This is a genomic window from Streptomyces sp. GLSS-08, assembly GCF_056387915.1.
The window spans coordinates 558835-580214 of record NZ_JBWJAQ010000001.1 but is presented as its reverse complement, the minus strand read 5'-3'; the positions used below and the strand labels follow the sequence as shown (position 1 = coordinate 580214).

Here is a 21380-nt window from a genome sequence, read left to right as displayed (position 1 = left end):
GGATCTTCCCGTTCTGTCCATCCTTGGGCATGCAGTCAAGGAACGATCGTCACCGCCTGCGCGGAGAGGGTCCTGAAGGCCCGACCGAGGACCAAGAGCGGCGTGAGCGTGTCCCCGTCCAGGCGGCGAAGGGCGGAAGTGCCGGGTACGACGACCCCTGGTACGACGCTCTGGCATCCGGCTGGGGCGAGATGGACGGTACGGGCGCGCCCGCTCCCGTCGAGCCGTCCGCGCGCCGGGAGGACGAGGGGAGGGCGGGCGGTGCGGCCGAGGTCTACCTCCAGGTGCAGCGGAGCGCGGCCTTCCAGGAAGTACGCAGCCGGTACCGGCGGTTCGTGATCCCGGGTGTCGCGGTCTTCCTCACCTGGTACGTGGGTTACGTGGTCACCGCGACGACCGCGCCCGGGCTGATGGCGCGACCCGTGGCGGGCGCGGTGAACGTGGCGATGCTCGCGGGGCTCGGGCAGTTCCTCACCACCTTCCTGCTCACCTGGGCGTATGCGCGTCACGCACGGCTGCGCAGGGACCGGGCCGCGCTCGACCTGCGCTGGGACACCCAGGAGCTGACGAGAAGTGCCGGGGGTGGGCAGCGGTGACCGGACACCACCAGACCCTGGCGCTGCTGCTGTTCAGCGTGTTCGTGGCGGTGACGCTCGGGATCACGACGTGGGTCAGCCGTAACCGGCATGGTTCCGCCGAGGAGTTCTACGCGGGCGGGCGGCTGTTCTCCCCCATGGAGAATGGTTTTGCCATCTCAGGTGACTATATGTCGGCCGCGTCCTTCCTCGGCGTGACGGGACTCATCGCGCTCTTCGGGTACGACGGGCTGCTGTATGTCGTGGGCTTTCTCGTGGCCTGGCTCGTGGTGCTCTTCCTGGTCGCCGAACTGGTGCGCAACTGCGGCCGGTTCACTCTCGCCGACGTGGTCGCGGCGCGCATGAGTGAGCGTCCGGTGCGCATCGCGGCGGGAACTTCGTCGGTGACCGTGTCCGTTCTGTATCTGGTGGCGCAGATGGTCGGAGCGGGCAGCCTGGTCGCCCTGCTCCTCGGAGGCACCAGCGAAGCGGCGCGGAACTGGACGGTGATCGGCGTCGGCGCGCTCATGGTGATCTATGTGTCGATGGGAGGGATGCGGGCGACCACGTGGATCCAGATCGTCAAGGCAGTCATGCTGCTGGGCGGGGCGGTCGCGCTGACGGTGCTCGTGCTCGTGCGCTTCCACGGGGACTTCGATCAGCTGCTGCGTACCGCGGCCGCGCGCAGCGGGCACGGTGACGCGTTTCTCGTACCGGGACTGAAGTACGGGGAGACCTGGACCGCGCGCTTCGACTTCATCAGTCTGGGGCTCGCCCTGGTGCTCGGTACGGCTGGGCTGCCGCACATCCTGTCCCGTTTCTACACGGTGCCGACCGCGAGGGCGGCGCGTCGCTCGGTGGTCTGGGCGGTCGGTCTCATCGGCGGTTTCTACCTGATGACGATCGTGCTGGGCTTCGGAGCAGCCGCGATCGTCGGCCCCGAGGCGGTACGCGGGTCGAACGCCGGCGGGAACACGGCGATGCCGCTGCTGGCGCTCGATCTGGGCGGCGGTGCGTCCTCCACGGGAGGGACGGTTCTGTTCGCGATCGTCGCCGCGATCGCCTTCGCCACGATTCTCGCGGTGGTCGCGGGGATCACCCTCGCCTCCTCGGCGTCCGTGGCCCACGATCTGTACGCGTCGCTCAGACGACGACGTGCGAAACCGCGCAGCGAGGTCGCCGTGGCACGCGTCGCGGCGGTCGGTATCGGGGTGGTCGCGATCGCGCTCGGACTGCTGGCCCGCGACCTCAATGTGGCGTTCCTGGTGGGCCTCGCGTTCGCGGTCGCCGCGTCGGCGAACCTGCCGGTACTGATGTACTCCCTGTTCTGGCGGAACTTCACGACACGCGGCGCGGTCTGGGCGGTGTACGGCGGTCTGGTGCCGGCGCTGCTTCTCGTCGCGCTGTCGCCGGTGGTGTCGGGAAGCCCCGAGTCGTTGTTCCCGGGCGTCGACTTCCAGTACTTCCCGTTGCAGAACCCGGGACTGGTCTCGATTCCGCTGGGCTTCCTGGCGGGCTGGATGGGCACGGTCACCTCGGCGGAGCCGCCGGACGCAGCCAAGCACGCCGAGACCGAGGTGCGGTCGCTGACCGGGGCCGGAGCGGTCTGAGGGCGCGGCCATCCACGTAAGGAGGCGCGGGGGTCCCGTGGCTGGGGCGCAGTTCGTCCAGCTGCTTACGGGGTCACCCACGCGTACCGGTGTTCCGGGCGGCCCGCGTCGCCGTACTTGAGGGTCAGTCTGGTGCGTCCCGTGCGTTCCAGGAGCTTCAGGTAGCGCTGGGCGGTCTGCCGGCTCAGTCCGGTCCGCTCCGCGATCTCCAGGGCGGACAAGGGGCCCTCGGCGTTCACCAGGACGCGGCGCACGAGTTCGGCGGTGGTGGGGGAGTGCCCTTTGGGCAGCTCGGGTTCGGCGCCCGTGGACAGGGCGCCGAACATCCGGTCCACCTCGGCCTGTTCGGCCAGGCCGCCGCCGTCGAGAGTGCGGCGCAGCTCCGCGTACGCCTCCAGCTTGGCGCGCAGCCCCGCGAACGTGAACGGCTTGACCAGATACTGCAGTGCGCCCTGCCGCATCGCCGCTTGCACGGTCGCGACGTCCCGCGCCGCGGTCACCATGATGACGTCGGTCTGATGACCGCGCCGCCGCATCTCCTGCACGACGGCGAGACCGGTGCCGTCCGGCAGGTAGTGGTCCATCAGGACCAGATCCGGACGCGGGAACAGCTCCATCCGGTGCAGCGCCTCGGCGGCGGTGTGCGCCTCTCCGGCCACGTGGAAGCCGGCCACCTTCTGTACGTACGCGGCGTGCACGCGTGCGACGCGGACGTCGTCGTCCACGACCAGTACTTCGATCATCGCGACCTCTCCTCGGCGGGGGCGGCCTCCGGAGAGGACCCCGGCGCGCCCGGCCCGACGGCACCCCGGGCATGTGCGGGCTCCGCCCCCGGCACCGCTCCGGCAGGCATTCCGGGCCCCGGTCCGGCGGTCGTGCCCGGCGTCGGGAGCTGCCCCGACCCCGGAGCGGGACCGGGTTCGGTGAGGGCCTCCGGTAGGACGACGGTGAACTCCGCGCCCCCGCCGACCGCCTCCGCCACCTGCGCGCTGCCACCCTGCCTCTCGGCCAGCCGGCGCACGAGGGAGAGGCCGATTCCGCGCTTGCCGTGCGCCGGGGGCTTCTTCGTGGACCATCCGTCCGTGAAGATCAACTGCCGTCGCTCGGCCGGAACGCCGGGGCCGGTGTCCCGCACCCGCAGCACGGCCGTGCGTCCCTCGACGCGCAGTTCGACCTCCACGCGTGCGTGGGGCGTGCCCGCCACGGCGTCCAGCGCGTTGTCCACGAGGTTCCCGACCACGGTGACCAGTCCTCTGGGATCGATCAGCAGGTCCGGCAGGAACGTCCGGTCCGATATCCACAGGGCCACTCCGCGTTCGGCGGCGACGGTGGCCTTGCCCACCAGCAGGGCGGCGAGCAACGGATCGTGGATCTTCTCGGTGACCTGCTCCGCGGTGGCCCGGTGGTCGCCGACCACCTCGCCGACGAACTCCACCGCGTCCTCGTACATCTCCAGTTCGAGCAGTCCCAGGAGCGTGTGCATGCGGTTGGCGTGTTCGTGGTCCTGGGCGCGCAGGGCGTCGATGAGTCCGCGCGTCGAGTCGAGCTCGCGGCCCAGCTGCTCGAGCTCGGTGCGGTCGCGCAGGGTGGCGACGGCGCCGCCGTCGTCGGTGGGCATCCGGTTGGCGACCAGCACGCGCTGACCGCGGACGGTGAGGAGATCCGTGCCGGTGACCCTGCCGGCCAGCACGTCGGTGGTACGGCCCGGCCCGAGCGTGTCGTCGAGCGGCCGCCCGACGGCGTCCGCGTCGAGCCCCAGCAGGCGCTGCGCCTCGTCGTTCAGCAGCCGTACCCGGCCGCCGCGATCGAGGGCGACCACGCCCTCCCGGATGCCGTGCAGCATGGCCTCACGTTCCGCGAGGAGTGCCGAGATGTCCGAGAAGGCGAGGTCCCGGGTCTGCCGCTGCACTCTGCGGGAGATCAGATACGCGGCCAGCGCGCCGACGGCCATGGCCCCGCCCGCGTACGCGAGGAGTTCGGGGATCGCGTGGATCAGCCGGGCGCGCACGCTGTCGTACTCGATGCCGACCGAGACGGCACCCACGATGTCGCCGGCGGTGTCGCGCAACGGCACCTTGCCGCGGGCGGAGCGGCCCAGGGTGCCGGTGTCGATCTGCATGACGTTCTTGCCCGCCAGGGCCTGGCGGGGATCGGTCGAGACGACGTCCCCGATCTGTGCGGGGTCGGTGTGCGACCAGCGCACGCCCCGCATGTTCATCACGACGACGTACTCGGCGCCACTGGCCTGCCGGATGCGCTCCGCCGCCCGCTGGACGGGTCCGTCGGCCGACGGACGGGTGGACCGCAGATCGTCCGCGATCTGCGGCTGGGCCGCCGTGGTCTGCGCGATCGCGAGCGCCCGGCGCATCGCCTGGTCGTCCAGCTGGTCACTCAGCGGCGCGAGGAAGAGCCCGGTCGCGAGCACGGCGACTCCGGCGGCGATCACCACCTGCATCAGCAGCACCTGCGAGAACATGCGCCGCGGCAGACCGAGGCGAAGGCGTCGCGCAGGGGGAGTGGAACTCATGCCTAGACGGTACGGGGGCGGCGGGGCAGGCCGTAGGGGGTGTGGCGGGGATCTCGTGGGAGGACACGCGCGGGTGCCGGGTCGAACGGTGATCCGAGGGTGCGGCCCGGGTCCGGCCGAGGGCCGGGGCCGTCGGTCCGGGTCAGTGCAGGACCGGCAGACCGGCCCGGTGCAGTTCACGTACGGCCACGACGTCCATGCGGGCCGGGGAGCCGAGCGCCGAGCCGCAGCTCTCCTGGCGGGGCGGCTCGGACGCGCCCAGGGCGACGACGACACGCCAGACGCGGCCGTCGCTGTGCGCGACCGTCACCTCCCACCTCGGCGCCGTCCCGTCCGTCCGGATGACGGTCAGCGCGTCGGCCGCGTGTTCCCCGGCCGCCTCGCGCACCGCCAGCTCGGCCGCCTGTGCCGGGCGCTCCCAGGCGGAACTGCCCCGGCACCGCTCGGTCACGACGCGCCCTGCCCGTACGGCCCGGAGGACCTCCTTGACGTGGTGGGCCCCCGCGCGCCCGTACGCGTATCCGAAGGGCAGAACGAGCAGCGTGGGCGAGAAACGGTGGCCGCCGAGGTGGGTGACCTCCCAGGCGCCGTCCACGCCGGAGGCGGCGAGTTCCGCTGCCAGGGGCCGGCCGAGGAGCGCGCAGCAGCGGTCGCGCTTGCCGTTGGTGCAGACGAGCGCGAGCGGGCCGGCCGAGTGCGGGCGGCCCCGCAGAGCCGAGTCGAAGGTGTGGTGCTCGCCTCTGCCGAGCGCGGCGAAGTCGAGGTCGAGCAGGCGCTCCGGATCGGACACCGTTGCGCCGTGGAGCCAGGTGTTTCCGGGGATGGTGTGGGCCGCGTACACCCGGCGCTCGGCATCGGCACCGCGGTCGGCGTGCCTTCCCGGACGCCGGATGAGTGCGATCCGTACGCCGGTGCCCTCCGCGGCGGCTTCGAGGGCACGGCCCAGCGCGGGGTCCAGATGGCTCGAGGTGAGCGCTTTGGCACCCCAGGGTCCCGACTGCTCCAGCAGCAGCCAGGTCTTCGCGGTGGCCGCGGTGCCCGCGAGGGGCTCGTCGAGCTCCCGGGACGCGGTCGTGCACGTACTCACAGAGGTGAGCCTAACCTGACTTCCCCGCCAAAAGCTTCCGGCCGCACGAAGAGGGGCGCATTGACGTGACACCCCCGGCGCGCGGGAGGGCGTGAAACCCACCGGGCTCCGCGGCGCCCCGCTCACCCACCGGGGAGCGGCTGCGGCGGTCGTGCTCCTGCGTAGTGCCCGCTCGGCCGCATGCGCAGGGGCCGTTCCCCGTACTCCTCCAGGGTGTGGGCGATCCAGCCGGCCGTGCGGGCCACGGCGAAGACGGTCTCGCCCGCCGTGGAGGGCATACCGGAGGCGACCGTCAGGACGGCCAGGGCGAGGTCGACGTTGGCGTGCAGGGGGGTGTGCCGGGCGGCGGTGGCCGCGACGTCCTGGGCGGCGGCGAGGGCCGGTGCGGCGTGCGGCACCTCGGCGAGGAGAGCGAACAGGGCGCGCGCGCGGGGATCCTCGCCGGGGTAGAGGCGGTGTCCGAGCCCGGGGACACGGCGGCCGGCGCGCAGTTCGTCGGCGATCACGGGGACCGCGGTGCCCCGGTCCAGCACCTCCAGCAGCAGGCGGTGCGCCAGTCCGCTGGCCGCTCCGTGCAGGGGGCCCTCCAGGACGCCGAGGCCCGCCGAAACGGCGGCGTAGGCGTGAGCCCGGGCCGAGGCGGCGACACGGACGGCGAGCGTCGAGGCGGCCAGGTCGTGGTCGACGAGCAGCCCCAGCGCCGTGTCCAGCGCGCGCAGGGACGCTTCGTCGGGGCTGCGGCCGGTGAGGCGTGCCCACAACCGGTGGGCCAGCGGTCCCTCGTCGCGATGGTCGTACCGCAGCGGGGCCAGCGCGGCCACGAGGGTGGGGATGAGAGTGCGTGCGGTGCCGAGTACCGCGCTCTCGGAAAGGTCGAAGCGCAGAGGGTCCGCGGCCGCGGCGGCGATGGCCGCGACCCGCAACCGGTCGGTGGGACTGCTGTGTTCGGGCAGCGCGTCGACGGCGTGGCGGGCCAGGGCGACGGAGGCTTCCGGGGCGGTGAAGGTGACACCTGGGCGCAGCTGCCCGGTCCACAGCCACTCGGCGATCTCCTCGTAGGAGTGGCGGGCGGCGAGTTCGGTCGCGTCGACCCCCCGGAAGTAGTAGCGGTCCTGGTCGATCAAGGTGATGCGGGTACGGACCGAGAAGTCACCCGAAGCGCTCGAACTCCCTCCCGCCCCACGCCCGTTGCGCCGTGCGAGCGCCTCGACCTCGTGGGCGTCGAAGGTGCTGCCGCGCCCGCCGGGCTCGCGCCGGCTGCTGAGCTGGCCCCGGCTGACGTACGCGTAGACCGTCTCCGGCTTCACGCCAAGCAGCTCGGCGGTCTCTCTGGTGCTGATCCGCCGTTCCACGTCGCGGGTGGGCGACGACAGTTCTCGATCCCTCATGGCGTCACCGTATCCATACCTCGACAAGCCTGATGCGCATTGACTCAATCAATATTGACAGTGACTTAGTCAAGCATGGACAGTCGAATCAAGTCCAGGGAGGAAACCATGCCGAACAATCGGGCCGCTGCCACCACGTCCTTCACTCCTGTCGAAGTCCCCCGAGGGCTCGCGGGTGTCGTCGTCACCGACACCGCTCTCGGGGACGTCAGAGGACGGGAGGGCTTCTACCACTACCGCCAGTACTCGGCCGTCGAACTCGCACAGACCCGGGCCTTCGAAGACGTCTGGCACCTGCTGCTCCACGGCGAACTGCCCGACGCGGCTCAGCGCACCGCGTTCCTCGGGAGGACGACGGCGCTGCGACAGCTGCCGGACCAGGTGCGCGCGGCACTGCCGGCCATTGCCGCGGGAAGCGCCGGCAGCGGTGCCCTCGCCGGAATGCGCACCGCCCTGTCGCTCCTCGGTGCGTCCCTGGGGCTCCGGCCGGTGTACGACATCGGCGCCGACCGGCGTCGCGCCGACACCCTCGCCGCCTCCGCGGCCGTGCCGACACTGCTCACGGCGCTGTACCGGCTCGGGCAGGGGCTCGATCCGGTGGAGCCGCGCGATGATCTCTCGTACGCGGCCAACTACCTCTACATGCTCACGGGCACGGAGCCGGACGAGGCGCGGGCCAGGGCGATCGAGCAATATCTCATCTCCACCATTGACCACGGATTCAATGCGTCAACGTTCACGGCGCGGGTGATCGCGTCGACAGGCGCGGATGTCGCCGCGTGTCTGGTCGGCGCGGTGGGAGCACTCTCCGGCCCCCTCCACGGTGGCGCGCCGAGTCGTGCCCTGGACACCCTCGACGCCATCGGCACGCCCGAGCGCATCGACTCCTGGATCCGCGAACGGGTCCTCGCCGGCGACCGCATCATGGGTTTCGGTCACCCCGTCTACCGCACGGAGGACCCCCGCTCCCGCATGCTCCGGGGCATCGCCGAAGGTTTCGGCGGGCCGCTCGTCGACTTCGCGGTGGAGGTCGAACGCCGGGTGGAGGCGATTCTCGCCGAGCTGAAGCCGGGCCGGGAACTTCACACGAACGTGGAGTTCTACGCGGGCGTCGTCATGGAACTGTGCGGGCTGCCCCGTGAGATGTTCACGCCGACCTTCGCCGCGGCGCGGGTCGTCGGCTGGAGTGCCAACATCCTGGAACAGGCGGAGGACCCGAAGATCATCCGGCCGGCGGCGCGGTACGTCGGGGAGCCGGCACCTCAGCGAGTCCCGGCGGCGGCCTGAACGCCGGTCCTGTCCGCCGCCCGATGCCCGATGCCCGATGCCCGATGCCCTACGCCCGGCGCCCGTGTCCGGCGCCCGGCGATCCGAGCCGGCCGGCGCAGCAGTTCTGCCGAGCGGCGCCGATCGGGAGGGGGACGGAGAGGAGGCGTACGGAGGGAAGTGCGAGGTGGGTGTCCCGGCGCCGGGCCCGACGTGTGCCCCGCGAGCGCTGCCGACGAGAAGTTCACTTCGGGGCGTTTCCTCCCGCTCGTATCCTGGGTCGGCATTCGTCGCGAGCACGGGCATCCGGTCCATGAGCCGGTGCACGCTCAGGTTCAGAGAGGGCGCACGTTGAGTCAGCCGAGTGAGTCGAGTCCGCAGATCCCGGTCGTGGTCCTCGCCGGGTTCCTGGGTTCCGGCAAGACCACCTTGCTCAACCATCTCCTGCACCACAGCGGAGGCAGCCGTATCGGCGCGATCGTCAACGACTTCGGGGCGATCGAGATCGACGCCATGGCCGTGGCCGGAGCACTCGGCGACTCCACCGTCGCTCTCGGGAACGGCTGTCTGTGCTGTGCCGTCGACGCCGGTGAGCTCGACGACTATCTGGAGCGGCTCGCCCGGCCCTCGGCCGGGATCGACGTCATCGTCATCGAGGCGAGCGGGCTCGCCGAGCCGCAGGAACTCGTGCGGATGGTGCTGGCCGGCGAGAATCCGCGGGTCGTCTACGGCGGTCTCGTCGAGGTCGTCGACGCCGCCGAGTTCGACGCCACTCGCGCAAGGCACCCCGAGATCGACCGGCATCTGGCCCTCGCCGACCTCGTCGTCGTCAACAAGCTGGACCGGGCCGTCGCGGGGCGCGGGGCCGGCCGGCACGCCTCCGGCGCGGAGGGCACAGGGGACGAGCCGGGCGCCGACGGTGACCACGTGCTCCGGGTCGTCCGTGAGCTCGCCGACCGCGCCGCCGTCGTCCCGGCGACCTTCGGCCGTATCGACCCCGAGTTCCTCTTCGACTGCAGGCCGCCCGAGGAGCGCATCGGGCAGCTGTCCTTCGACGACCTCCACGTCCACGGCGACGGAGAGGGGTTCGGCGACGGAGAGGGGCACCGCGGCGACGGGGGCGGCGACCACGGCGGGCATCTGCACTCCGCCTACGAATCCGTGTCCTTCACCTCCGAAGTCCCGCTCGGACCCCGCCGGCTGATGGACTTCCTCGACAGCAGGCCCGAGGGGCTCTACCGCATCAAGGGGTACGTCGACTTCGGCGCAGCCGACCCGCGCAACCGGTACGCCGTGCACGCCGTCGGGCGGTTCCTGCGCTTCTATCCGGAGCCGTGGACCGACGGCGACGAGCGGCTGACCCAGCTCGTGCTCATCGGCGCAGGAATCGACGCCCACGCCCTCGGCAAGGAGCTGGAGGCATGCAAGGAGGACGCCCCGCACGCCGATGAGCACAGCATGTGGGGCGTCCTCCGCTACGTACAGGAGCAGCGTCCGCAGGAGTGAGCCGGGGCTACACCGGTCCGGCCACCACCGCCACCGTCTTCGCCAGGGACACCCCCGAGCCGTCGCGGCGCGGGTCCATCTCGGGCAGCTCGGCAGGCGTGCCGTTCTTCTGCGCCGCCCGCGCCGGAGCGGGGCCCGCCCAGGCCAGCGACAGGCAGTCCTCGCCCTTGAGGAACCGCTGGCAGCGCACGCCGCCCGTGGCGCGCCCCTTGCGCGGGTACTGGTCGAAGGGGGTCAGCTTGGCGGTCGTCTGGACCGAGTCGTCCAGTGTGCCGCGCGAGCCCGCCACGGTGAAGACGACCGCGTCCGCCGCGGGGTCGACGGCCGTGAACGAGATCACCTTGGCGCCCTCGGTGAGCTTGATGCCCGTCATACCGCCCGCGGGACGGCCCTGCGGGCGGACGTGTGCGGCCTGGTAGCGCAGCAGCTGGGCGTCGTCGGTGACGAAGACCAGGTCCTCGTCGCCGGTGCTCAGCTCGACGGCTCCGACGATGCGGTCGCCGTCCTTGAGCGTGATGACCTCCAGCTCGCCCCTGTTCGAGGGGTAGTCGGGGACCACGCGCTTGACCACGCCCTGTGCCGTGCCGATCGCCAGTCCCGGCGACGACTCGTCGAGCGTCATGAGGCAGACCACCGTCTCGTCCGCCTCCAGGGAGGGCAGGAACTCCGAAATCGGCGCGCCTCCCGAGAGGTTGGGTGCCGACGCCGTCTCCGGCAGCTGCGGGAGGTCGATCACGTTCAGCCGGAGCAGGCGGCCGGAGGAGGTGACCGCGCCGATCTCGCCGCGGGCCGTCGCCGGCACCGCGGAGACGATCACGTCGTGCTTGCTGCGCTTGCCGTCCGCGTCCTCACCGAAGGGGTCGCCGTTCGCCGTACGGGCGAGCAGGCCCGTGGAGGACAGCAGGACCCGGCACGGGTCGTCCGCGACCTGGAGGGGGACGGCGGCGGCGGGGGAACCGGCGGAAGCCAGCAGCACCGTGCGCCGGTCGGTGCCGAACTTCTTGGCCACCGAGGCCAGTTCGTTCGAGACCAGCTTGCGCAGCTCCGCGTCCGAGTCCAGGATGCCGGTCAGTTCGTCGATCTCGCCGTTCAGCCGGTCGCGCTCGGTCTCCAGCTCGATGCGGTCGAACCTGGTGAGCCGGCGCAGCGGCGTGTCCAGGATGTACTGCGTCTGGATGTCGCTGAGCGAGAAGCGTCCGATCAGACGCTCCTTGGCCTGGGCGGAGTTGTCGCTGGAGCGGATCAGCCGGATGACCTCGTCGATGTCGATCAGGGCGATCAGGAGCCCCTCGACGAGGTGCAGCCGGTCGCGCTTCTTGGTGCGGCGGAACTCGCTGCGGCGGCGCACGACGTCGAAGCGGTGGTCGAGGTAGACCTCGAGCAGTTCCTTGAGGCCCAGGGTGAGGGGCTGGCCGTCGACCAGAGCCACGTTGTTGATGCCGAAGGACTCCTCCATCGGCGTCAGCTTGTAGAGCTGTTCGAGGACGGCCTCCGGCACGAAGCCGTTCTTGATCTCGATGACCAGGCGCAGGCCGTGCGCACGGTCGGTGAGGTCCTTGACGTCGGCGATGCCCTGCAGCTTCTTCGCGCCGACCAGGTCCTTGATCTTGGCGATCACCTTCTCCGGACCCACGGTGAAGGGCAGTTCGGTGACGACGAGGCCCTTGCGGCGCGGTGTCACGCTCTCCACGGAGACCGTGGCGCGGATCTTGAAGGTGCCGCGGCCCGTCTCGTACGCGTCCCTGATCCCGGAGAGTCCGACGATCCGCCCGCCGGTGGGCAGGTCGGGCCCCGGGACGTACTTCATCAGCGTGTCCAGGTCGGCGCTCGGGTGACGGATCAGGTGCCGGGCGGCCGCGATGACCTCGCCGAGGTTGTGCGGCGGCATGTTGGTCGCCATGCCGACGGCGATGCCCGACGCGCCGTTCACCAGCAGGTTGGGGTAGGCCGCCGGGAGGACGCCGGGCTCCTGCTCCTGCCCGTCGTAGTTCGGTGCGAAGTCGACGGTGTTCTCGTCGATCGACTCCGTCATCAGGGACGTCGCGTCGGCCATCCGGCACTCGGTGTACCGCATGGCGGCGGGCGGGTCGTCGTTGCCGAGGGAACCGAAGTTGCCGTGGCCGTCGACCAGGGGGAGCCGCATGGAGAAGGGCTGGGCCAGCCGCACCAGGGCGTCGTAGATCGACGCGTCGCCGTGCGGGTGGAGCTTGCCCATGACCTCGCCGACGACGCGGGCGCACTTCACGTAGCCGCGGTCGGGGCGCAGGCCCATCTCGTTCATCTGGTAGACGATGCGGCGGTGCACGGGCTTGAGGCCGTCACGCGCGTCCGGCAGGGCCCGGGAATAGATCACCGAGTACGCGTACTCGAGGAAGGAGCCCTGCATCTCGTCGACGACGTCGATGTCGAGGATCCGCTCCTCGAAGTCGTCGGGCGGCGGGGTCTTCGTGCTGCGGCGGGCCATCGCTGCTGCGGCTCCTTCACCAACATGAACGGGTTCTGACGCGCACCATTGTGGACCGCTCCGCTGACAACGCGGACCACGCCCCGTCCCTAACCGCTCCCGCCGCGCCCCGCGGCCCCGCCCGTCGGCGGCCCGCACGGCCACTCCCGTCGGCTCGGCCGCCCCTCCGCTCGTCGCCCGCACGGCCACTCCGGGTGGCCCGGCCCGACCGTCGGCTCGTGGCCCGCGCGGCCACTTTGGTGGCCAGGGCGACCCGAGGAGGACCGCCCGGCCGGCTCCCGCCGCGGCGCCGTGACCGACCGCCCACCGGGCCGTCCGGCCCGCGGCGACCGCCTCGTGCGGGCGTTCGGATTCCGCCGCGGAAGTCTCGCTGTGGGCGTACGAGGTGCGGGAACTTCGCCAGGCGTCTGCGCGCTTGCATACAGTGGCAGGACCGACAGGAATTCTGCAGTTTTCCGCGATCGAAGGGACGTACATGCCCATGGGTCACACGGCCACAGCTGAGGCAGGCTCCGGCGGCCTGACAGCGACCGAGCACCGCCTGGCCAACGGCCTGCGCGTGGTGCTCTCCGAGGACCATCTGACCCCGGTCGCGGCGGTGTGCCTCTGGTACGACGTCGGCTCGCGCCACGAGGTCAAGGGCCGGACCGGCCTCGCTCACCTCTTCGAGCACCTGATGTTCCAGGGGTCGGGCCAGGTGAAGGGCAACGGCCACTTCGAACTCGTACAGGGCGCCGGCGGCTCGCTGAACGGCACGACGAGCTTCGAGCGGACCAACTACTTCGAGACCATGCCCGCGCACCAGTTGGAGCTCGCTCTCTGGCTGGAGGCCGACCGCATGGGCTCGCTGCTCGCCGCGCTCGACGAAGAGTCCATGGAGAACCAGCGGGACGTCGTCAAGAACGAGCGCCGGCAGCGCTACGACAACGTGCCCTACGGCACCGCGTTCGAGAAGCTGACCGCCCTCGCCTACCCGGCGGGCCACCCTTACCACCACACCCCGATCGGGTCGATGGCGGACCTGGACGCGGCCACCCTGGAGGACGCCCGCGCGTTCTTCCGGACCTACTACGCGCCCAACAACGCCGTCCTGTCGGTCGTCGGGGACATCGACCCCGAGCAGACCCTCGGCTGGATCGAGAAGTACTTCGGCTCCATCGCCGGGCACGACGGGAAGCCCGCCCCGCGCGACGGCTCGCTGCCGGACATCATCGGCGAGCAGCTGCGCGAGGTCGTCGAGGAGGAGGTCCCGGCCCGCGCGCTGATGGCCGCCTACCGCCTCCCGGAGGACGGCACACGCGCGTGCGACGCGGCCGACCTGGCGCTCACCGTCCTCGGGGGCGGCGAGTCGTCCCGCCTCTACAACCGGCTCGTCCGCCGTGACCGCACCGCCGTCGCGGCCGGGTTCGGCCTGCTGCGGCTCGCCGGGGCGCCCTCCCTGGGCTGGTTCGACGTGAAGACGTCCGGTGACGTCGAGGTCCCGGTCATCGAGGCGGCGGTCGACGAGGAGCTCGCCCGGTTCGCCGAGGAGGGCCCCACCACCGAGGAGATGGAGCGCGCCCAGGCCCAGTTGGAGCGGGAGTGGCTGGACCGGCTGAGCACGGTCGCGGGCCGCGCCGACGAACTGTGCCGGTACGCCGTCCTGTTCGGCGACCCGCAGCTCGCCCTCACCGCGGTGGAGCGCGTGCTCGCCGTCACCCCCGAGGAGGTGCAGGAGGTCGCCAAGGCCCGGCTGCGCCCCGACAACCGCGCGGTGCTCGTGTACGAGCCGGTCGCCGCCGACGAGGCGGAGGCCGCAGCGGCCGCCGAAGCCACCGACGAGGACGAGGAGTCGGCCAAGTGACCGAGCTCGCGACGATGGAGTTCCACCCCCGGCCGCAGGCAGGCGAGGCCAGGCCGTGGGCGTTCCCGGCACCCGAGCGCGGCACGCTCGACAACGGCCTGACGGTCCTGCGCTGCCACCGCCCCGGCCAGCAGGTCGTCGCCGTGGAGGTGCTCGTCGACGCTCCCCTGGAGGCCGAGCCCGCCGGTCTCGACGGCGTCGCCACGATCATGGCCCGTGCCTTCTCCGAGGGAACCGACAAGCACTCCGCAGAGGAGTTCGCAGCCGAGCTCGAGCGCTGCGGCGCCACCCTCGACTCGCACGCCGACCACCCGGGCGTGCGCCTCTCGCTGGAGGTCCCGGTCTCCCGGCTCGAGAAGGGGCTCGGCCTGCTCGCCGACGCCCTGCGGGCACCGGCCTTCACGGACAGCGAGATCGAACGGCTGGTACGCAACCGGCTCGACGAGATCCCGCACGAGACCGCCAATCCGGCCCGCCGCGCGGCCAAGGAGCTCTCCAAGGAGCTGTTCCCGGCCGGCTCGCGCATGTCGCGTCCGCGCCAGGGCACCGAGGCGACGGTCCAGAAGATCGACTCCGCGGCCGTGCGCGCCTTCTACGAGAAGCACGTGCGTCCCGCCACCGGCACCGCCGTGGTCGTCGGCGACCTCACCGACGTCGACCTCGACGCGCTGCTCGCCGACACGCTCGGCGCCTGGACCGGCTCCTCGGCCGAGCCGCGTCCGGTGCCGCCAGTCACCGCCGACGACCTGGGCCGCGTGATCATCGTCGACCGCCCCGGCGCCGTACAGACGCAGTTGCTCATCGGCCGCGTCGGAGCCGACCGGCACGACCGGGTGTGGCCCGCCCAGGTGCTGGGCACGTACTGCCTCGGCGGCACCCTCACCTCCCGCCTGGACCGCGTCCTGCGCGAGGAGAAGGGCTACACCTACGGAGTGCGGGCGTTCGGCCAGGTGCTGCGCTCGGCTCCGGACGGCTCGGGTGCCGCGATGCTCGCCATCAGCGGATCCGTGGACACGCCCAACACCGGTCCGGCTCTCGACGACCTGTGGAAGGTGCTGCGCACGCTCGCCGCGGACGGTCTGACGGACCCCGAACGCGACGTGGCCGTGCAGAACCTGGTGGGCGTCGCACCGCTCAAGTTCGAGACGGCGGCGGCGGTCGCGAGCACGCTCGCCGACCAGGTCGAGCAGCACCTGCCGGACGACTACCAGGCGACGCTCTATCAGCAGCTCGCCGCCACAGGCACTGTGGAGGCCACCGCGGCCGTCGTGAACGCCTTCCCGGTCGACCGCCTGGTGACGGTCCTGGTGGGCGACGCCGCGCAGATCGAGGAGCCCGTCGAGGCCCTCGGCATCGGTGAAGTGAGCGTCGTACGGGCCGAGTAGAGCCCCGCGGACGACGGGACCCTGGTGACTGATGAGTCACCAGGGTCCCCGCGTTTACCCGCCGTCCATTCGGGGTTCCGCGCGCGCTTACCCGGCTTCGTCCGCGTTATGTCCGTATTGCCGGGGCGTTGCCCTTCTGCCCTGTGGCGTGCACTACAAAAGCCGTGATCCGTTTGTCGATTGAAAGACGCCCCCTTAGCGTCAGTCCGACTGTTCGTCAGGCAGTGCGCCGCGTCCGCGGCACCGGACAGTCATCGCCGAGTCCCCGTACGGCGCGAGCCAGGGGAGCCGGGGACCCATCGCAGTCCCTGGGGTGAATCGGGCGTCCTTCCCCAAGGAAGCCCGTAGGAGACCTTCCTGCTCCGAACCCGTCAGCTAACCCGGTAGGCGAGAGGGAAGGAAAGGACCAGCCCCTTCATGGCGTTCACCCGTGCCACCGGGAAGCATCGTCGTCCCAGCCGGATCACGCGCACCACCAAGAGTGCGGCAAGCGTGGCGGCTCTCACCACCACCGGTGTCATCGGAACCCTGGCCGCCCCCGCGTTCGCCGCGGACGCCGCCTCCGTCCAGCAGACCGGGCTGACCCAGGCCGTCACCATCGGCGACACGGTCGCCGAGCAGGTCGACGCGCAGGCCGCCGCCCAGCAGCACGCCGCCGACGAGGCCGCGGCGCTGAAGAAGGCCGAGGAGGCCGCGAAGCGGCGGATCATGGCCGAGGCCAAGAAGGAGCGCGAGGTCAGGGCCCGTGCCGCCCGCGCCGCCGAGCGCAAGCTCCTCAACACCTTCGTCGCGCCGGTCGCCGGCTCCTACGTCTCCACCGGCTACAAGACCGGCGGCAGCCTCTGGTCCTCCGGCAGCCACACCGGCGTCGACTTCCACGCCGCGTCGGGCACCGTCGTCCAGGCCGTCGGCGCGGGCACCGTCGTCACGACCGGCTGGGCCGGCGCCTACGGCAACCAGGTCGTCATCAAGATGCACGACGGGACGTACACCATGTACGGCCACCTGTCGTCCGTCAACGTCTCCGAGGGGCAGACCGTCACCCCGGGCCAGCCGATAGCCCTCTCCGGGTCGACCGGCAACTCCACGGGGCCCCATCTCCACTTCGAGGCCCGTACGACGGCCGAGTACGGCTCGGACATCGACCCCGTCTCCTACCTCCGCTCGCACGGCGTCAGCCTCTGACCCCCCCGCGACTTGTGAAGGCCCCGGCTCGACGAGCCGGGGCCTTCGGCGTTTAGGACGCGCGGCCGTCCAAAAAATACATATGGATTCCGGTCCGCCATCGGAAATTCCGTCCCGCTGCAATAGAGTCGCTGAACAAGCGTCAATCGACGGCGTTTCGCGAGGATTAAGCGGAGGTCCGCTCATGCGCATTCCGGCGCACTCGGTATGCACGGCGATCCGTGACGACATCGTCGCGGGTGTCTACGAGCGCGGCAGCCGGCTCACCGAGGAACTGCTCGCCCGCCGCTACGGCGTCTCGCGCGTCCCCGTGCGCGAGGCGCTGCGCACGCTGGAGGCCGAGGGGTTCGTCGTCATCCGGCGGCACGCGGGCGCGTGCGTGGCGGAGCCCACCGAACAGGAGGCCGCGGACCTCCTGGAGATGCGGCTGCTGCTGGAACCCCTGGGCGCGGCGCGGGCCGCCCAGCGCCGCACCGAGGCCCACCTCAAGGTTCTGCGGGGCCTGGTCAGGCTCGGGCAGGAGCGGGCCAGGAGAGGCCACAACGAGGATCTGCGGTCCCTGGGGGGCTGGTTCCACGAGACGCTCGCCCAGGCGTCCGGGAGCCCCGCGCTGACCTCGACGCTCGCCCAGCTGCGTCACAAGATCGCCTGGATGTACGCGGTGGAGGCGCCGGCCGACGCCGCTCAGGCCTGGGCGGAGCACGGCGGCATCGTGGACGCCGTCGCGCGCGGGGACGGTGAGCGGGCGCGCGCGATCACCGCGCTGCACGCCGAGCGCGCCGCCTCCGCGCACTGCTTCCGCTCCGCGCGGCGCGCCCGGCCCGCGGACCGCGTGAGGACTTCGCAACCTCCCGTAAACATCTCGGGCCCGCGGCATTAACAAAAGCACCGTATACAAAGAGGCATATTCGGCAGGTGGCTGTTTCCCGCTGCCCTCTTTTCACGCGCCGGGAATTCCCGGCGCGCCTTTTCAGGTGCCCGTCGCATTGTCCGGACGGCGTGCTGATATCGACCGGCCGTCGGCCGGTGACGAGCGGTGGGATCCGGAAAGGCGCGGGAACGGCGAAGCCGCGTCGACCGGTCGGGCCGACGCGGCTTCGCCGCACGAGAGGGTGTCCGAGGGGTCAGACGGTCTCGGGAAGCTCGTCGAGACCCTCGGAGACCAGCTTGGCCAGGCGGTCGAGGGCCGCGTCCGCGCCCTCCGCGTCGGAGGCGAGGACGATCTCCTCGCCGCCCTGGGCGCCGAGGCCGAGGACCGCGAGCATCGACGCGGCGTTGACGGGGTTGCCGTCCGCCTTGGCGATCGTCACGGGGACGCCGGAGGCCGTGGCCGCCCGGACGAAGATGGAGGCGGGGCGGGCGTGGAGGCCCTCGGCCCAGCCGACGTTGACGCGGCGCTCAGCCATGTGATGCTGCCCTTCCGGTGTTCCAGGGTTGTCTAGACCAGTGTCCCATACGGTGAAGCGTGCCCGGGCGGACCGCGGGCCGCACCCCGGCGGGAGCCTCCAGGATGGGCCCCGAAGGTGTCACCTGGCACGCCCCCGGAGGGGGTGGCGGACCCCCAAGCCTGCCTCGCGACGTCGTCGGACGCGAGCCGTACGCTGGGGCCCATGCAGACCTCGTCGGACCGGCACGAGTACCCCGCCCACTGGGAAGCCGACGTGGTGCTGCGCGACGGCGGCACGGCGCGCATCCGCCCCATCACCGTCGACGATGCCGAGCGCCTGGTCAGCTTCTACGAGCAGGTTTCGGACGAGTCGAAGTACTACCGCTTCTTCGCGCCCTACCCGCGGCTGTCCGCCAAGGACGTCCGCCGCTTCACGCACCACGACTTCGTGGACCGGGTGGGACTCGCGGCCACGGTCGGCGGCGAGTTCATCGCCACCGTACGGTACGACCGCATCACCCCCGACGGCCTGCCCGCCTCCTCCCACCCCGCGCCCGACGCGACAGGGGGCGCACCCGTCTCCGACGAGGCCGAGGTGGCCTTCCTCGTGCAGGACGCCCACCAGGGACGCGGTGTCGCCTCGGCCCTGCTGGAGCACATCGCGGCGGTGGCCCGGGAGCGCGGCATCCGCCGCTTCGCCGCCGAGGTGCTGCCGGCCAACAGCAAGATGATCAAGGTGTTCACGGACGCGGGCTACCGGCAGAAGCGCAGCTTCGAGGACGGGGTCGTCCGCCTCGAGTTCGGACTGGAGCCGACGGACCGCTCGCGTGCCGTCCAGTGGGCGCGGGAGCAGCGGGCCGAGGCGCGGTCCGTGCAGCGGCTGCTCGCGCCCGGCTCGGTGGCCGTGATCGGCGCCGGCCGCTCGCCCGGCGGAGTGGGCCGCAGCGTCCTCGACAACCTCCGCGAGGCCGGCTTCACCGGCCGCCTGTATGCGGTGAACAGGGCGTTCGAGGAGAAGGAGCTGGAGGGGGTCCCGGCCCACCGCTCCGTCCGGGAGATCGCCGAGCCCGTCGACCTCGCGGTCGTCGCCGTCCCCGCGGAGCACGTGCCCGACGCCGTCGCGGAGTGCGGGGAGCACGGCGTGCAGGGACTCGTCGTGGTCTCCGCCGGATACGCCGAGAGCGGGCCCGAGGGACGCGAGCGCCAGCGCGAGCTGGTCCGCCAGGCCCGCACGTACGGCATGCGGATCATCGGGCCCAACGCCTTCGGGATCATCAACACCTCGCCCGGGGTGCGGCTCAACGCCTCACTCGCCCCCGAGATGCCCCGCGCCGGGCGGATCGGCCTGTTCGCCCAGTCCGGCGCCATCGGCATCGCGCTGCTGTCCCGGCTGCACCGGCGCGGCGGCGGCGTCACGGGCGTGACCGGCGCGTCGACCTTCGTCTCGTCCGGCAACCGCGCGGACGTCTCCGGCAACGACGTGCTCCAGTACTGGTACGACGACCCGGACACCGACGTCGCCCTGATGTACCTGGAATCCATCGGCAACCCGCGCAAGTTCACCCGGCTCGCCCGGCGGACCGCGGCGGCCAAGCCCCTGGTCGTCGTCCAGGGCGCACGGCACGGCGGAGCCGCCCCCCAGGGCCACGCCGTCCGGGCCACCCGGCTGCCGCACGCGACCGTCTCCGCGCTGCTGCGGCAGGCCGGCGTCATCCGCGTGGACACCATCACCGAGCTCGTCGACGCGGGCCTCCTGCTCGCCCGCCAGCCGCTCCCGCCCGGGCCCCGGGTGGCGATCCTCGGCAACTCGGAGTCGCTCGGGCTCCTCACGTACGACGCGTGCCTCGCCCAGGGACTGCGGCCGCTGCCTCCGCTGGACCTGACGACGGCGGCCTCGGCGGACGACTTCCACGACGCGCTGGCCCACGCGCTGGCCGACGACGCGTGCGACGCGGTGGTGGTGACCGCCATCCCGGCGGTGAGGGAGACGCCCGCGGCCGACGAGGCCCTCGCCGGGGCGCTGCGCTCCGCCGCCGCGGCGGCCCCCGCCAAACCGGTGCTCGTCGTCCACGTCGAGCTGGGCGGGCTCGCCGAGGCACTGTCCGCCGCCGCGAGCACCGCCCCCCAGCCGGCCGCCGCCGGTTCCCGGCCCCCTGCCGTCCCCGCCGCGTCCGGGCGGAGCGAGTCCCCTCGCCGGGCCGGGACCACGGCCGCCGACGACCCCGCCGCGAGCCCCCGGCTCATCCCGGCCTACCCCGCCGCCGAGCGCGCCGTCCGGGCCCTCGCCGAAGCCGTGAAGTACGCCCAGTGGCGCCGCGACGCCGCCGAGCCCGGCAGGGTCCCCGAGTACGACGACATCGACGAGAAGGGCGCCGCCGAGCTGATCGAGGGGCTGCTTGCGCGAAACGAGGGGCTCACGCTGGGCGCGGACGAGACGTGCGAGCTGCTCGGGCGCTACGGGATCGCGGTCCGCCGGGCTCTGCCCGCGCCCACGCCCGAGGACGCGGCACAGGCCGCGCGCACCCTCGGCTACCCCGTCGCCCTCAAGACCACCGCTCCGCACCTGCGCCACCGCGCCGACCTGGGCGGCGTCCGGCTGGACCTGGCGGACGAGGAGCAACTGCGCCGGGCGTACGCCGAGTTGACCGAGCTGTTCGGCGGGCCGGAGGAGCTGCGGCCGGTGGTGCAGGCGATGGCGCCGCGCGGGGTCGACACGGTCGTGCGGGCCGTCATCGACCCGGCGGCCGGCGCCGTCCTCTCCTTCGGGCTCGCCGGGGCCGCGTCCCAGCTGCTCGGCGACACGGCGCACCGGCTGATCCCGGTCACCGACCGGGAGGCGACCTCGCTGGTGCGGTCGATCCGGACGGCGCCGCTCCTGTTCGGCTGGCGCGGTTCGGCGCCGGTAGACACGGCGGCGCTCGAAGAGCTGATGCTGCGCCTGTCGCGGCTGGTCGACGACCACCCGGAGGTCGTCGCGGTCTCCCTGGAGCCGGTGGTCGTCGCACCGCGCGGCCTGAGCGTCCTGGGGGCCACCGTCCGGCTCGCCCGCCCGCCCGCCCGCGACGACCTCGGCCCGCGCACACTGCCCGTCATCTGAGCGCCCGCGCCGTCGGCAGGCGCCCGTCCCGCACGGACACCCGCGAGCGGTGCCGTGCAG

15 protein-coding genes and 1 riboswitch are annotated in these 21380 nt (G+C 72.2%); of the genes, 9 read left to right on the top strand and 6 right to left on the bottom strand.

All coding sequences use genetic code 11. From position 1 onward, the window contains the following. Positions 1 to 29: 29 nt before the first annotated feature. The gene (locus AC0ZLC_RS02320; protein ID WP_476750131.1) at positions 30 to 596 is read left to right on the top strand and encodes a DUF485 domain-containing protein; all 567 of its coding nucleotides are present in this window, start codon (positions 30 to 32) and stop codon (positions 594 to 596) included. Then, entirely contained in the window at positions 593 to 2185 is a 1593-nt protein-coding gene (locus tag AC0ZLC_RS02315; protein WP_476750130.1) for a solute symporter family protein, read from the top strand. Before AC0ZLC_RS02320 ends, AC0ZLC_RS02315 begins: the two co-directional genes overlap by 4 nt. A gap of 65 nt (positions 2186 to 2250) precedes the next feature. Here the strand turns inward: AC0ZLC_RS02315 and AC0ZLC_RS02310 are convergent, their stop codons facing one another. The 4 genes from AC0ZLC_RS02310 to AC0ZLC_RS02295 all read right to left on the bottom strand — a co-directional run bounded on the left by AC0ZLC_RS02310 (position 2251) and on the right by AC0ZLC_RS02295 (position 7187). Further along, positions 2251 to 2928 (bottom strand): response regulator, encoded by a 678-nt coding sequence (locus tag AC0ZLC_RS02310; protein WP_476750129.1) that lies wholly within the window; start codon positions 2926 to 2928, stop codon positions 2251 to 2253. Continuing rightward, positions 2925 to 4712 carry an ATP-binding protein gene (locus AC0ZLC_RS02305; protein WP_476750128.1) on the bottom strand — a complete coding sequence of 596 codons (1788 nt, stop codon included), beginning with the start codon at positions 4710 to 4712 and terminating at the stop codon, positions 2925 to 2927. Before AC0ZLC_RS02305 ends, AC0ZLC_RS02310 begins: the two co-directional genes overlap by 4 nt. A gap of 142 nt (positions 4713 to 4854) precedes the next feature. Beyond that, entirely contained in the window at positions 4855 to 5799 is a 945-nt protein-coding gene (locus tag AC0ZLC_RS02300; RefSeq protein ID WP_476750127.1) for a sucrase ferredoxin, read from the bottom strand. Positions 5800 to 5921: 122 nt separating this feature from the next. Next, positions 5922 to 7187 carry a citrate/2-methylcitrate synthase gene (locus tag AC0ZLC_RS02295; protein ID WP_476750126.1) on the bottom strand — a complete coding sequence of 422 codons (1266 nt, stop codon included), beginning with the start codon at positions 7185 to 7187 and terminating at the stop codon, positions 5922 to 5924. A gap of 108 nt (positions 7188 to 7295) precedes the next feature. Here AC0ZLC_RS02295 and AC0ZLC_RS02290 point away from each other — a divergent pair, with 108 nt between their 5' ends. Both AC0ZLC_RS02290 and AC0ZLC_RS02285 read left to right on the top strand, forming a co-directional pair. Continuing rightward, the gene (locus AC0ZLC_RS02290) at positions 7296 to 8474 is read left to right on the top strand and encodes a citrate synthase (RefSeq protein ID WP_476750125.1); all 1179 of its coding nucleotides are present in this window, start codon (positions 7296 to 7298) and stop codon (positions 8472 to 8474) included. A gap of 330 nt (positions 8475 to 8804) precedes the next feature. Then, positions 8805 to 9959: a CobW family GTP-binding protein gene (locus tag AC0ZLC_RS02285; protein ID WP_476750124.1), complete on the top strand. Its 1155-nt coding sequence runs from the start codon at positions 8805 to 8807 to the stop codon at positions 9957 to 9959. Between the two features lie 7 nt (positions 9960 to 9966). Here AC0ZLC_RS02285 and AC0ZLC_RS02280 read toward each other — a convergent pair whose 3' ends face one another. Next, positions 9967 to 12423, bottom strand: coding sequence for a DNA gyrase/topoisomerase IV subunit A (locus AC0ZLC_RS02280; RefSeq protein WP_476750123.1), 2457 nt, complete (start codon positions 12421 to 12423; stop codon positions 9967 to 9969). Between the two features lie 475 nt (positions 12424 to 12898). Between AC0ZLC_RS02280 and AC0ZLC_RS02275 the strand changes: the two genes are divergently transcribed. The 4 genes from AC0ZLC_RS02275 to AC0ZLC_RS02260 all read left to right on the top strand — a co-directional run bounded on the left by AC0ZLC_RS02275 (position 12899) and on the right by AC0ZLC_RS02260 (position 17716). Continuing rightward, positions 12899 to 14266, top strand: coding sequence for a M16 family metallopeptidase (locus AC0ZLC_RS02275; protein WP_476750122.1), 1368 nt, complete (start codon positions 12899 to 12901; stop codon positions 14264 to 14266). Then, positions 14263 to 15651, top strand: a complete 1389-nt coding sequence (locus AC0ZLC_RS02270) for a M16 family metallopeptidase (protein ID WP_476750121.1) — start codon at positions 14263 to 14265, stop codon at positions 15649 to 15651. The genes AC0ZLC_RS02275 and AC0ZLC_RS02270 overlap by 4 nt, the downstream gene beginning before the upstream one ends. A gap of 245 nt (positions 15652 to 15896) precedes the next feature. Continuing rightward, positions 15897 to 16056: riboswitch (cyclic di-AMP (ydaO/yuaA leader) on the top strand. Positions 16057 to 16068: 12 nt separating this feature from the next. Beyond that, entirely contained in the window at positions 16069 to 16836 is a 768-nt protein-coding gene (locus tag AC0ZLC_RS02265; protein ID WP_476750120.1) for a M23 family metallopeptidase, read from the top strand. A gap of 184 nt (positions 16837 to 17020) precedes the next feature. Further along, positions 17021 to 17716, top strand: coding sequence for a GntR family transcriptional regulator (locus AC0ZLC_RS02260; protein WP_476750119.1), 696 nt, complete (start codon positions 17021 to 17023; stop codon positions 17714 to 17716). Positions 17717 to 17960: 244 nt separating this feature from the next. Here AC0ZLC_RS02260 and AC0ZLC_RS02255 read toward each other — a convergent pair whose 3' ends face one another. Beyond that, positions 17961 to 18242, bottom strand: a complete 282-nt coding sequence (locus tag AC0ZLC_RS02255) for an HPr family phosphocarrier protein (protein WP_389461127.1) — start codon at positions 18240 to 18242, stop codon at positions 17961 to 17963. A gap of 204 nt (positions 18243 to 18446) precedes the next feature. On the opposite strand from AC0ZLC_RS02255, the gene AC0ZLC_RS02250 reads away from it, so the two are divergent. Then, on the top strand, positions 18447 to 21320 hold the full coding sequence (locus AC0ZLC_RS02250; RefSeq protein WP_476750118.1) for a bifunctional acetate--CoA ligase family protein/GNAT family N-acetyltransferase: 2874 nt from the start codon (positions 18447 to 18449) through the stop codon (positions 21318 to 21320). Positions 21321 to 21380 lie beyond the last annotated feature (60 nt).